General features: G+C 56.1%; 12 protein-coding genes. 4 read left to right on the top strand and 8 right to left on the bottom strand.

Annotation, left to right across the window (positions count from 1 at the left end; genetic code table 11):
- Positions 1 to 84: 84 nt before the first annotated feature.
- From VKV18_RS11730 to VKV18_RS11740, 3 genes are all read left to right on the top strand, one after another.
- The gene (locus VKV18_RS11730; RefSeq protein ID WP_324204388.1) at positions 85 to 1,173 is read left to right on the top strand and encodes a sigma-70 family RNA polymerase sigma factor; all 1,089 of its coding nucleotides are present in this window, start codon (positions 85 to 87) and stop codon (positions 1,171 to 1,173) included.
- Positions 1,174 to 1,273: 100 nt separating this feature from the next.
- The gene (locus VKV18_RS11735) at positions 1,274 to 2,200 is read left to right on the top strand and encodes a DUF4380 domain-containing protein (protein WP_324204389.1); all 927 of its coding nucleotides are present in this window, start codon (positions 1,274 to 1,276) and stop codon (positions 2,198 to 2,200) included.
- Positions 2,201 to 2,214: 14 nt separating this feature from the next.
- Positions 2,215 to 3,459: a competence/damage-inducible protein A gene (locus tag VKV18_RS11740; RefSeq protein WP_324204390.1), complete on the top strand. Its 1,245-nt coding sequence runs from the start codon at positions 2,215 to 2,217 to the stop codon at positions 3,457 to 3,459.
- Here the strand turns inward: VKV18_RS11740 and VKV18_RS11745 are convergent, their stop codons facing one another.
- Complete coding sequence (locus VKV18_RS11745; RefSeq protein ID WP_324204391.1) at positions 3,460 to 3,942, bottom strand: DUF421 domain-containing protein; 483 nt, start codon at positions 3,940 to 3,942, stop codon at positions 3,460 to 3,462.
- 11 nt (positions 3,943 to 3,953) lie between these two features.
- A complete protein-coding gene (locus VKV18_RS11750) occupies positions 3,954 to 4,493 on the bottom strand; it encodes a DUF421 domain-containing protein (protein ID WP_324204392.1) in 540 nt (179 codons plus the stop codon).
- A gap of 101 nt (positions 4,494 to 4,594) precedes the next feature.
- Here VKV18_RS11750 and VKV18_RS11755 point away from each other — a divergent pair, with 101 nt between their 5' ends.
- Positions 4,595 to 5,101, top strand: a complete 507-nt coding sequence (locus VKV18_RS11755) for a DUF421 domain-containing protein (protein WP_324204393.1) — start codon at positions 4,595 to 4,597, stop codon at positions 5,099 to 5,101.
- Between the two features lie 77 nt (positions 5,102 to 5,178).
- Here the strand turns inward: VKV18_RS11755 and VKV18_RS11760 are convergent, their stop codons facing one another.
- The 6 genes from VKV18_RS11760 to pilM form a co-directional block, all read right to left on the bottom strand.
- Complete coding sequence (locus tag VKV18_RS11760; protein ID WP_324204394.1) at positions 5,179 to 7,053, bottom strand: type II secretion system protein GspD; 1,875 nt, start codon at positions 7,051 to 7,053, stop codon at positions 5,179 to 5,181.
- A gap of 276 nt (positions 7,054 to 7,329) precedes the next feature.
- The gene (locus VKV18_RS11765) at positions 7,330 to 8,136 is read right to left on the bottom strand and encodes an STN domain-containing protein (protein WP_324204395.1); all 807 of its coding nucleotides are present in this window, start codon (positions 8,134 to 8,136) and stop codon (positions 7,330 to 7,332) included.
- Positions 8,137 to 8,165: 29 nt separating this feature from the next.
- Entirely contained in the window at positions 8,166 to 8,999 is an 834-nt protein-coding gene (locus VKV18_RS11770; protein ID WP_324204396.1) for a hypothetical protein, read from the bottom strand.
- A 36-nt stretch (positions 9,000 to 9,035) separates the two neighbouring features.
- Entirely contained in the window at positions 9,036 to 9,902 is an 867-nt protein-coding gene (locus VKV18_RS11775) for a hypothetical protein (RefSeq protein WP_324204397.1), read from the bottom strand.
- A 15-nt stretch (positions 9,903 to 9,917) separates the two neighbouring features.
- A complete protein-coding gene (locus tag VKV18_RS11780; RefSeq protein ID WP_324204398.1) occupies positions 9,918 to 10,907 on the bottom strand; it encodes a hypothetical protein in 990 nt (329 codons plus the stop codon).
- Positions 10,908 to 10,971: 64 nt separating this feature from the next.
- Entirely contained in the window at positions 10,972 to 12,492 is a 1,521-nt protein-coding gene (pilM, locus tag VKV18_RS11785) for a type IV pilus assembly protein PilM (protein WP_324204399.1), read from the bottom strand.
- Between the last annotated feature and the right edge of the window lie 5 nt (positions 12,493 to 12,497).

The raw sequence follows: 12,497 nt of genomic DNA on the forward strand, positions 1-12,497 counted from the left end.
CATCGGTCTGTGAAAAAATGCACATTCTTTTTCGAAGAGCGTGCCGTAGAGAGAGTGAAAGGAACCTAGCGAGGAGTGGCCTCAATGAATGATTACGCTGTTGTTCCGGTGCGATCGGATGCCTCCGTTTCGCCAGAATCGTCTGCCCGCCCCAATGATACTGAAGAGATGTTCTCCGAAGAGGATGCCTTGGAGCGTGAGCCTAACGATGAGCTGATGCGGCTTTACGACTCGGAGAAGGCGGTTGCTAAAGCCGATCCCCTCTTCCCGGATGAGGAGGAGCCTGAAGCCATTCCCGTCCCCCACCTAGATCAAGAGGTCGGTGTAGCGCCCGATCCGGTCGAAGAGACCATCCATCACGATGAAACCGTGCAACTCTGGATGAGCCGCGCTCGTGGCGCACAGCTTCTTACTGCCGAAGAGGAGGTGCAACTAGCGCGCGCCGTGCAACGAGGCGATAAACAGGCCAAAGATAAACTGACAGAAGCCAATCTGCGCCTGGTTGTCTCTATCGCTAAAAAGTACAGCGTTCGCGGCATCCCCCTACCCGACCTCATTCAAGAGGGGAATATCGGCCTTATCCGCGCGGTCGAAAAGTTCGACCCGGATAAAGGCTACCGCTTCAGCACCTACGCTACTTGGTGGATACGTCGTGCCATCGCGCGCGCCATCATCAACCAAGGCCGCACCATTCGCATCCCCGTCTACGTCGCCGAGATCATCCATAAAATCGTCAAAGCCTCTAGCCGACTCCGCCAGCAGCTTATGCGCGATCCTACTGTGGAAGAGATCGCGCGTGAGCTTGAGATCCCGGTGGAGCGCGTGAACGAGATCATGCGCATCGCCCTTGAACCCCTCTCATTGGAAACTCCTGTCGGTGAAAAAGACAATAGCCAGCTTGCCGACTTCATTCAGTCGCAAACGGCGGTTTCCCCCTCTGAAGCTACTCTGAACCTTATCCGCCGAGAGCAGATCGAGGAAGTGCTTAATAAACTGACACCGAGGGAGAAAGAGGTGCTCCGGATGCGCTACGGCCTCGACGATGGCTATGCCCGTACCCTCGAAGAGGTGGGAATGCGGCTGCATGTTACGCGCGAACGGGTACGCCAGATAGAGCTTCGCGCCCTGAAGAAACTGCGCCATCTCGGCTCCGAATCCCTCATGCGACAGTAGTTTTCCGCTTACAACTGAGCCGCTGGCGGTTTCCTAAGAGATCGCCAGCGGTTGTTTTTCCACAAAGCCGCGATTTCAATCTTATAGGGTGGGAAACGCTATGCGATGTCTCTATCGCCGATTGGGCGCCTTTCTGCTGCTTTTCTTCATGGCCTCCGCCTCTGCTTACAGCGATGTCACCGTCCGTCAGATAACCTATGCCGGCTGGCAAAACGCTTATCAGCTTAGTAATGGAGACGTGGAGCTTGTGTTTGTGCCCCAAATCGGGCGCATTATGCGTTACGGCCCGGTTGGAGGGCCCAACATGCTGTGGAATAATCCCACGATGCTTGGTAAAACGGCCTCCCTTGAGGCCGCAGCCAAGGAGTGGCCTAACTTCGGCGGCGATAAGCTCTGGCCGGCTCCTCAGTCGGTGTGGAACTGGCCGCCCGATCCCTATCTGGACTCGGCCCCCCAAACCGTACGCGTGCTTCCTAACCATCATCTGCTTGCCATAGGCCAGGCAAGCCCTCAAAGCGGTATCCGATTTGAACGTGAAATCGCCCTCGCCCCCAAAGGCGATGAAGTTACCCTCATCAACACCATGATCAACACCTCCTCAAAACCGGTTAAGTGGGCTATTTGGGAGATTTTCCAGGCCAACGATCCGCTGCGCGTCTATCTACCGACCAATATCTCCGGCCATTTCGCTGAGGGCTATTTAAAGATGTCGGATACCCTCCCTTCAATAGACCGCATCCATGGACAACTTGTTCTCTCCCGCTCCCACACCACAAGCTATAAAGTGGGTTCCGATGCCCCCGACATCCTTATTCGTGCCCTTGTTTCGGGCTACACGGTATCCTTAACGGCCAAACCTTTAAAGGGCACCTATCCCGATAACGGTTGCACTATGGAGGTCTATTCTAATCCGGACGCTGCGCCCTATATGGAGATGGAGCTGCTGGCCCCCATTGTGCAGCTTCGACCGGGCGAGCAGACCCGATTCGTCACTCAGTGGCATCTCGGCCCGCCCCAGGGGCCTTAAGGAGAACGCAAGCGGTGCGTGCAGAGATCGTCTCCGTTGGCACCGAGCTGCTGCTCGGCCAAATTGTGGATACCAATGCGGCCTACCTTGCTCGCGTGCTTTCTGAATTGGGCATCGCCCTCTACCGCCGTGTTACGGTGGGAGATAATCGGGAACGGCTTCTTGCTGCGCTCACAGAGGCGCTGGCCTCGTCCGACGTGATATTTACCATCGGGGGCCTCGGCCCTACAATGGACGACATCACCCGCGACGTGCTGGCCGAAGCCATGGGCGACACCCTCCACCAAGATGAGCAGATCGCCGTTCAGCTTCGGCGCTTTTTTGAACAGCGCGGCATGCCCATTTTGGAGAGCAACCTACGCCAAGCTTTGGTACCGAGTTCCGGTCGCGCCATTCCCAACCCCAACGGAACCGCCCCTGGCCTGCTGTTCGAAGGCCAAAACGGTAAGCTCGCCATCGCGCTGCCCGGCCCCCCCAACGAGTTCATTCCAATGGTCAACGATTTTGTGGTGCCCTATCTCCGCACACGCACGGGAGGCAAGGGCGTTATTCGTTCGTTGGTGCTGCGTGTGGCCGGTGTTGGTGAGAGCTTTGCCGAAGATCGCATTAAAGACCTCATGCAAGATGCAAATCCAACCGTTGCGCCCTATGCCAAGGTGGGCGAGGTGCATCTGCGCATCACCGCATTTGCAGAAACCCCCGATGAGGCCGAACGCCTGATCGCCCAACGAGCTGCTCTTATTCGCCAGCGACTCGGTCACGCCATCTACGGTGAAAACGAGGAGACCTTAGAACAGGCTGTTGTGAGCCTACTCCAACAAAGACAGCAGACGGTAGCCACCGGTGAGAGTTGCACAGGAGGGCTTCTTTCGGGCCGAATAACCGAGGTGCCGGGCAGCTCCAAAGTGTTTCTGGGCGGTGTTGTGGCCTATAGTAACGCCGCAAAAACGGCTTTTCTTGGCGTAGATTCCGCGCTGCTTGCGCAATTCGGTGCCGTTAGCGAAGAGGTTGCGCGTGCCATGGCAGAAGGCGCTCAACAACGCTTCGGCACCACCTATGGCATCGGGATTACGGGCATCGCGGGGCCGGAGGGCGGTACACCGGAAAAGCCTGTTGGGCTGGTCTATATTGCGCTTAGCCAGCGAGACCGAGGCTCTGTGGTGGAACGCTGTGAGTTCATCGGTTCGCGCGCCATTATACGCCATCGCGCCACGCAAACAGCCCTCAATCTGCTTCGGCTGCGCCTGCTCGAAAGCTAGCTAGTCCACCTCGATTCCTTTCACCGGCACCACGCTGATCGAGCCATCTACCTCTAATTGAGCTAATCGCACCTCTTCAAAACGCTCTAGGCCATGCTGTCGAATGGCAGCCAATAACTCCGCCTCGGTCACCTTCTCTCGACGCATGTTCTGTAGCAACAACTCTCCGTTCAAAATCAAAGGGGTAGGAACGCCTACGATGTGCGCCTCTAACTTCGGTAGGTGCAGAAACAGTTTTGAAAAAGCCCACCCTAAAAGAATAAGCGTGCCGGAACAGACGATGCCCGCAGACAGGTCACCCGCCCCATGAGTCATGGCGTTTTGCACGGCATTGGCCACCGCCATAATCATGGCCAGATCGTAGATGTTGTACTGGCCAAAACTTCGCTTTCCCACCAACCTCAGCCCAACAATGAGAAATAGAGCGACAACGAGTGTACGCGCCATCAGCAACGTAAGAAAATAGCGATAAGCCGGCGTCATAGAGTTCTCCGTTAAGGCAGCCTTAAGGCCTTGTAGTGTCTACGAGTTTTATGCACTACCGACCTGTTTGGCACCACGCTAATGGTGCCATCTACCTCTAACACAGCCATGTGCACCTCCTCTAAGCTCTCGATGCCATGCTCGCGCAGCGCCGCCATCACCTGCTCATGGGTAATGCCCTCTCGCTTCAAATGCCCTTCCACAAACTCCCCGTCGTTCACCAACAATGTCGGCTCCCCTACAAGATGGTGTTCTAGTTTGGCCGAACGTGCCATGAGCAAGGTAAAAAGGCGATTCCAGAACAGCAGGGTTGTTGCGGCGACGATGCCACCCAGTAAAGAGTTGTCGTTGCCCACCATTGCGTTCTGCACCGCGTTCGCGAGAACAATGATCAGCACCAGGTCATAGATATTCATCTGACCCAGCTCGCGCTTGCCCATTAGCCGCAACCCTACCACCAGAAAAAAGTAGATAACGGTGGTTTTACCGGCAATAACCAAGCACCCGTAAAGGTCGGGGTGCGAGAACACATCCACGAGCCATTTGATCATGTTGATTACCCCTTGTTATTCTGTGTGTAGGCAGGAGATTGTCTTTGCCCCTCTTTTCGAGTATATTAGATGCGAACAAACCCAAGAGCGCTATGGAAATCATGTCTAAACTTATTTCAGAGCTACTGCCTGTTATAGGGCACACGGTTGTGATCTATCTTTTTTTGATGATCGCGCTGCGCGTGGCCGGTCGGCATCAAATAGGGCAGCTGAGTGTCATAGACCTCGTCGTTCTTATTTTACTCGGTAGTGCGGTAGAAACCGCAATGGTCAATGGGGACACAAGTTTGGCAGCCGGCATTGCTTGTTCCGGCACGCTTCTCGTTTTAAATCGTCTTTTTGCCTGGCTGATTCAACGCGTTCGTCCCCTCAATCGAGAGCTAAATGGCGACCCCATCACTCTCATCAACAACGGGCGATTTGTTGAGGAGAACCTACGGCGCGCCGGCCTAACGCATGAGGACGTTCTTCAGGCCCTACGAGCGCGCGGATTAGCAGACGTTAGCGAGGCTCGATTTGCTGTTATGGAGGTAAACGGCAGCATTACCGTAATCCCTCGCCATGCCAAAGTTCACCGTAGTTCCCGAACTACCAAAGAGACAACCTAACAAACTTTCTGTTGCCTACATACATACGTAAGCCGGAGAGAGATTCTCTCCGGCTTTTCGTTTTTAGGTAACAAGGCTTATGGAAGCAAGCCGCCTGCCCCTCCTGCAGCCGCTCCCCCTTGCTCTTGCGGTGCGCCCCCGTTAAGCGCCTGAATGGCCGGAGGGTTATCCGGGATGATTTTCGGTGTAATGAACACCAAAAGGTCCGAATCGTTGTTGGTGGTGGAGCGCGAACGGAAGAGGGTGCCGATGAGCGGAAGGTCTCCTAGCAGCGGCACCTTGCTGATAGAGGTGTTGTCTTGCTTGTTGGTAAGCCCGTTGATCACCATAGATTGGCCGTTGTAGACGATACGCGTGACGATCGCTTGTTGGAAACCGATGATCGGGATACTTCCACCGGCAGGGTTCGTAACGGAGCCAAGAATATTCGAGGAGACGAGTTGCCCTAGCAGCGTGATGGAGTTGTCGTTGTTGATGTAGGGGGTCACGATAAGCTCTACGGTGACGGGGAAAAGGGTGTAGGAGGTCGTGACAACGACGGTGCCGTTGGGTCCGATCACCGGAGTTTGCGTGATAACGGGCACCTCCTGCACGTTCTCGAAAACGGCCGGCACGCCGTTGAGGGTACTTGCCGTCGGCGAGGTCAACACTTTGCCTTGTCCCTGAGTGAGGATCCAGCTCAGCTGGGTTTGAACGTTACCGGCGGCATACTGAATAAAAGCCGTGTTCGAGGCCGAGAAGTTGAGGTTGGCACCCGAGACGAACTGCCCTTTTGCCAAGCTCCAGTTAATACCGAACGCATTAAGCGCGTTCTCGGTGACGGTAACAAACTGGGCGCTGATCAGTATCTGCTTGGGCTTTACATCCAACAGGCGGATTAGCTGACGCAGCTCCTGAATCTGTGCCGGGGTACCGCGCACTAAGAGCGAATTATCGGCATCGAGCGCGCTGATATCGCCTGGGGTCATACCATTTGGTAACAGATTAGAGAGATTCCCACCGGTACCGATCTGGCCGGCTCCCGCACCTGCACCGGGCGCACCCGGAGCACCGGGCGCTTGTCCTCCGGCAAACTGCCCCCCGCCGGGGCCGAATTGACCACCGCCAGGGAACCCACCGCCTGGAAACCCACCGCCGGGGAACCCTTGCCCCCTACCGAAGAAATCGCTATCATCGCTTCGGTGGGCGCTCTGATCGTTTGTTAGGGGCGTATTGCTCACGGCCGGGGGGGTGAAATTGGAAACCCCATTATAGCCTTGAATAGGAGCCGAAGGCCCTACAGAGACCGCGGGGCCATAAGGGGTGATGAACACCGGCCGATTGCCGGAAGGAACGGGGCTAGAGTAGTCGGGCATCTCCTGATGAAGAAGATATTTCAAGCCTAGTCGGCGCACATACTCCAGAAAGTCGGGTTCATCGGGGTTGTTGATACCGAGAATGCGTAGGATGGTGGAAGGCGCCGTGTATTGAAGCTTGATTTTAACGATATGCTTCTCCTCTTGTTGAGGAGGCAGTATCGGCTGAGCCGTCTCTTCCTTCTTAGGTTTCGGAGCGCTCCCTTTCGGCCCGATATGGTAGATGCCGTCTTCAACCCACAGATCGGCGCCGGCGGATTGTGCGATGGCCTTCATGATCACATCTATGGGCTGCTTCACCAAACTGACATTGACGGCAGAGAAAGGCCGATCTGGGTCTGCTGTGAGCACCACTTGGAGCCCAGTCTCTTTTTCCAAGAGGTTAACAGCGGATTCCAAGGTAACGTTTTGAACTTGAAAGGTGATCCGCGATACGGCGTCGGAGCCGGGTGGAAGCGTTACTTGGGTAGAGGTTCCATCATCTTCAGGCACCGATTGGGCCTTGACGATGCATCCACCTCCACACAAAAACGTCGCTCCTAACACCGCAGCGACGGAGAGAGTAATTGTTGGTCGCACTTGCCTGTGCAAGCTCATGCTAAATGCCCCCCTTGAGACATATACCGCCGCATAAAGGCAGGAAGATTTGCGACGATACGTTTGTGCGGAATTTCTGAAGTTTTTATTTCGACACAGGAACCAGTTCTTCCTGCTTAGAAGCGAGGGTGGAAGGAAAAATTTTTTATTTTCGGCTTCTGGCCTAAACGGAAGGAACGGAAATAACCGAGAACAGCTGCGGTAGACTATCCGGCAGCAGCAGGAGGAGAGGCCTTACCCAGCCCTCTCCTCCGTTTCTCGCAGTGGCATGTGCGCTTAGGGAATATAGCCCCCACCACCAAAGCCACCGCCACCGATACCGCCGTAGCCGCCACCAATACCACCAATGCCGCCAAAGCCGCCGAGGCCGCCTATACCCCCCATCATACCGCCGCCAAAGCCGCCGAGGCCACCACCAAAGCCGCCAAGGCCGCCAAAACCACCCATCATGCCACCGCCAAAGCCGCCGAGGCCGCCGCCAAAGCCGCCTCCGAAGCCGCCACCGCCAACGGGGTTAGGCCGCATAAGCAGTCCGGGCTGTACGGAATAGCCCAGCGCGCTAAAACTACGAGCGCCAAACAGACCGGCGAAGAAATCGGCGCTCATAATGAAGTCGGAGGCACCTTGCAACTTCACCGGCAGTTGATAGCCTGTGGGGTTATTCTCTTCGGGTGTCGTTTCTGTAGTCGTACTAGTATTCTCGTTCTCCACCTTCGGAACGATGCTATAGATGCCATCCTGATAGGTGTAGGTAAGCGGCGGGTTATTTCCCGCAGCTCTCAGCAACGCATCGAGCGCTGTGGTAAAAGGCTTATCGCGCAGATGCAGCGTAACGCGAATACCTCGCAGGTTTGGATCGAGCGTATAGTCGGCTCCTGTTTGTCGGAATAGCAGTTTCAGGGCCGTATAGAGGTCTACATCCTCCAAGTCTAGGGTGACGGGCTTATTGGCATTTTGGTCTGCCGACGCACCGGTTGTGGTACCGCTTTGATCGCCTTGTGCATAACAGTGTGCCGGCACGGTTGCCAAGCCCAATGCGAGCAGCCCACTCAACGCCACAATTGTCCACTTCTTTGCCAGCATCGCTGGATTCCTCCTCAACAAAATTATTTTTAGTCTGCACCACCGGGCGAGTTCCCGCCCCCACCGCCGCCAAAGGAAGGGGCGCCCGGGCGTGGAAGGCCAGGCCGTCCCATCCCACCAGGAGCTCCCGGATACCCTCCATATCCTGGGTAACCACCGTATCCAGGATAGGTACCGGCACCCATCGTTTGCGCCGCGGTTTGTAGGTCTGATAGTTTGACGTTTTCCACGAGAATAAGGTTACCTTCCCGCTTTTCGAGTTTAACCGAATCGTCGGTAATGGCCAGAACACGATAGTTATCGGAGGTAAGGCTTCCCGGCTTCACGATTTCGCTCTGGCCGTTTTGTTCCAAAATGGCATAGACTCCGTTCCCCCGCATAATGCCGGCCACGCGTCTATCCGGCACCTGTTCGACAACGACCGGTTTTTCCGGCGGGGCTTGTACGGTGGTATCGGCAACCTGCAGGGGCTGTACCTCCGCAAAGACATCGGGTGGAAGCGGCTTTTTCTTCCAGGTTATGAGGAAGGGGTCTTGGTGGTACTTGCCCGTTATTGCGGCAGCGACCTGCTTTTTTCCTGCCCCACCAGCCGCTGCAGGCTGCTGCCCACCGGCCAGAGCACCACCTCCCGGCATGCTGCTGCCCGGCATACCACCTGGCATCACGCCACCCGGCCCTCCTTTGCCCATGCCCATGGGCATAGTCGGTGGCGTCATTGTGGGCGTGGTGGGAGCAGTAGTGGTCGTACCATTGTCAGAAGAAGATTGCCCCCCACCGCAACCCGCCAGGAGGATGAACCCTAGGCCAAGCAGAGTTGCTTTGCCTAGAGACGATCCGAACCCAAATTGGCCGCTTCTTTTCATTTCTGTTTTCCCCACACTATTATATACTTTTTTTATCTAATCGGCTGCTCCTGCAGAACTCCCTCCAGCACCAGACGGTGCTGCCGGCATCGGTCTTCCGGCTTTTGGTCCGCCCATACCGCCCATGGCAGCCCCAGAATACATGCTCATCCCCATTCCATAGGGCATGCCCATGCCGCCACCGGCATTGCCACCCGAAGTTACCTGCAAACGGGTATCGGGAGGTGGCGGAGGACTATTCGGAATAATATAGAGGGTAAGAGAGTAGGTGAGCATCAGCGCCGGGCTTTGCCCTTTCAAGCTCACATTGTCCACAACCGGCATGCCGTGACCGAGCATTTCGGTGTTGATTCGCTTGAGGTGTTCCATTGCGGCTTGAAAGCTTTTGCACATCACGGTAACCGTCCAGCTCTTCCCCTGTTCCGGCAGGGTGATCCCTTTGCTATAGTTACTGATGGCGTTAGGATCGGTGGGGAAGGCCGGTATTTGGAACACGGTAAGCAGGGTAATGCCATCGTTCATCTGAGAATCGTACCAGTGTTGGAGCCATCGCCCCCACTCCTGCGGAAGGCGGTCAAAGCCACGCAACGCGTAGATCGCTATCAGATCGTTGCTGTTATCGTTTTTATGGAAGGGAAGCGAGGGCATGTAGCGAGCCTGGTTGATCTGCCACGACTCTTGCGCCTGCACCGCCTGCTTCTGGGTTGTTTCCAACAGATGCTTTGCTTGGGCAACCTGCTCTTGTGTGCCCCCGTTTTGTTCAACCGAGGCGATCTGCGAGTTTGTATCGTTAATGCGATTGCGCAGGGGGTTGATCAGGGCAAAGAACAGCACAATCCCCAGTACAAGTGCAACCCCAACACCTATTCCCAGAATATGCCACTTATTCAGCTTACTCAGCATCGCTTCTCCCCTTTCCTACTCTGCGCCACCGGCACCAGCTCCGCCGCCTGGTGATGGCGGTTGAGACCCCATAGGCCCGCCTGGGCCAAAACCGGGCATACCCGGAGGCATTCCCATTCCATACCCTCCAAACCCAGCAGCACCTGTGCCACCTCCTTGCCCTGCAGGCGGCCATGTTGGAGGCGTTGCCGGTGGGGCTAGACTATCCTGCAAAACCAGGTCTGCCGTGAAATCAAGGCCTTTTCGCCCCTCAACTTCGGTAGGGGTGGCCGAACCGTTGTTCCGATTTCCTCCACCACCCATTCCCCCATAAGGAGAGCCGGGCATTCCTGGCATACCATATGGCATACCGGGGGGCATTCCTGGAGGCCCACTCATTCCGTAGGGCGAGCTAGACATCGGCGAACTCGTCATCGGTCCGCCGGCGCCATAAGGCCCTTTGGGAGGGCCGTAAGAGCCGAACCCACCGTAAGCTTGGTTGCCGTTTTGGGCATTGGCCGATTCGGGCGGATAGGGATGAGGTGGCAGGGTGATGTAGACACTTTGGAACTTCGCGGTATCGTTTCGGAGGAATATCCACCATCGGGCCAGTTCCATCTCATTTGGGCAGAACCCGGTGAGGTGCACGAGGTTGTGATTCCGCGGATCGATCTCCATGGAGTGGAGGAGGATAGTGGGGCTTGTATCCGATGCTACCGCAGTGTAGGCTTTCCACCATGAGTCGTTATACTTCTGAGCGCTCGCGATAAAATCCTGTTTGCTTTTGATATCGGCGATGCTGCTATTCACCTGTTGCACCTTAGATTGGTAGTCCTGATATTGCGACTGGAGACTATTGGCGCTATCCAATTGCTGTTGGGCCTGGCTCAGCACCCCTTTCAGGCTAATGTACCAGGCTACAAAGGCAATGATAACGGCTGCCACGAGAGCCGTAGCAAAGCCGAAGAAAACTGGACGCGCGCGGCGCTCATGAACATAAGGTGGTAAAAGATCGATCCTCAGCATCTTCTAAAGCTTCTCCTGATACAGGCATTTCCCTACGGACATACTGGTTGGGATGGGCATAGGCCTACTTCTTTCTCCCGCGCTTTGCTGGTTCCGGCAGAAGATCGTAGGCCGCAAGCCCCAAACTCACGGCAAAAAGCGGCCCGACCTCGTCCATATCATAGCTCTGTTTTTTGATACTCATCTGCACATGGCGAAGTGGGTTCACTACCCGCGTTGGGATGCCGAGTTCGTGCTCGATGAACTCGGCTAGCTTTGGCAGACGCGCCATGCCGCCGCACAGCAGGATCTCGTGGACGGGCGCATCCCCGCTGCGGGACCGATAGAAGTCTAGAGAGCGCCTTAGCTCCTGGACGAGATCGGTAACATGCGGGGCTATCGCGTTAAATATCTGAATTTTCAGGGCATCCTGAGGTTGCGGATGCGGTGTCGCCTCGCCAAAAGTCGGCGGCACATCGGCTGCCGGAGGCGGTATAAACCCCGGTGTCTCCCCTTCCGTCTGTTGGGCGCTGAAATCGAAAGGAGTGGAGGGCGGGTTCAGCTCCTGCGAGGGGCTGGCCAATCCACCCGACGATTCCCCAAGTTCGCCTGAAGAGGGCGCCAAGCCACCGGAACCACCTCCAAGCTCCTCAGAAGAGGGTGCTAAGCCACCTGAGGGCGAAGAGAACTCGGTGGATTCTGTGGCAGCGCCGGAAAAATCAAAAGGCATTCTTCCAGAAGGAGAGCTGATGGGGCCTGAGGCCGACATGGGCGGCGTCTCGGTGAAATCTATAAAACCGCCCGATTCGCCTGGCAGCGCCCCAGAAACTCCAAAACCGGTCTGAGGGAGCTGTTCAAACATCACCTCGGCCAGGTCTCGTTTATACCGTTCCGCCGTGTCCATATCTACCTGTAGGGCTTCGGAAATGGCGCGGGTAAAGTTATCTCCGCCGACGGGCAGTGTTCGCAGGAATGCGGGCAGATTATCCCGAAACACGCCGATATCCGTAGTACCGGCACCAATATGGGCGATGAGAGCTGTATGCCCCGCCGCTTGCGCAGGCTCGCCGATATCGAGTAGCGCACGCCCCATGGCCAACGGCACCACATCTATGGCTTTGGGGTTGAGGCCGGCAGCAAAAAGCACCTCCACATGCTGATCGATGAAATCCTGCTGGGCTACCGCCAACAGAACCTCAATGTTCTGCTGCGAGGGGTCGGTTCCTTCCGGTCGTTCGATGCGGGCATAGTCCATAATCGTCTGGGCGGCCGCAAAAGGAATCTGGCGCTCGATCTCCCACTGCATCTGCGTGGCCAACTCTTTATCGTCGGACACTGCAGGCACCTCAACCACCCGAACCACCACCGATGTATTGCTCGCCGCTGCACTTACCACCTGTTTTGTGCCGATGCCCGCATCGCGTAGCATCTGGCGAATGGCCTGCCCAAGTCGTTGTGCGTCGAGGATCACCCCGCCATCAAAAGTGTCGGGGGGCGTCGGCGCAATGGCCATGCCCGTTACCTCGACACGCCCACCTCCACCGCGTGCCTCAACGGCCTTAATATATTTCGACCCTATATCCAAACCGAGATAGGTTCCAGCCATCTTAA

Origin of the sequence: Chthonomonas sp., assembly GCF_035294505.1 — a bacterium.
GTDB lineage: Bacteria > Armatimonadota > Chthonomonadetes > Chthonomonadales > Chthonomonadaceae > Chthonomonas.

Coding starts and splice junctions, on each gene's coding strand:
- VKV18_RS11730 (WP_324204388.1), top strand. CDS start 85: ATGAATGATTACGCTGTTGTTCCGGTGCGATCGGATGCCTCCGTTTCG.
- VKV18_RS11735 (WP_324204389.1), top strand. CDS start 1,274: ATGCGATGTCTCTATCGCCGATTGGGCGCCTTTCTGCTGCTTTTCTTC.
- VKV18_RS11745 (WP_324204391.1), bottom strand. CDS start 3,942: ATGACGCCGGCTTATCGCTATTTTCTTACGTTGCTGATGGCGCGTACA.
- VKV18_RS11750 (WP_324204392.1), bottom strand. CDS start 4,493: ATGATCAAATGGCTCGTGGATGTGTTCTCGCACCCCGACCTTTACGGG.
- VKV18_RS11755 (WP_324204393.1), top strand. CDS start 4,595: ATGTCTAAACTTATTTCAGAGCTACTGCCTGTTATAGGGCACACGGTT.
- VKV18_RS11760 (WP_324204394.1), bottom strand. CDS start 7,053: ATGAGCTTGCACAGGCAAGTGCGACCAACAATTACTCTCTCCGTCGCT.
- VKV18_RS11765 (WP_324204395.1), bottom strand. CDS start 8,136: ATGCTGGCAAAGAAGTGGACAATTGTGGCGTTGAGTGGGCTGCTCGCA.
- VKV18_RS11770 (WP_324204396.1), bottom strand. CDS start 8,999: ATGAAAAGAAGCGGCCAATTTGGGTTCGGATCGTCTCTAGGCAAAGCA.
- VKV18_RS11775 (WP_324204397.1), bottom strand. CDS start 9,902: ATGCTGAGTAAGCTGAATAAGTGGCATATTCTGGGAATAGGTGTTGGG.
- VKV18_RS11780 (WP_324204398.1), bottom strand. CDS start 10,907: ATGCTGAGGATCGATCTTTTACCACCTTATGTTCATGAGCGCCGCGCG.
- pilM (WP_324204399.1), bottom strand. CDS start 12,492: ATGGCTGGAACCTATCTCGGTTTGGATATAGGGTCGAAATATATTAAG.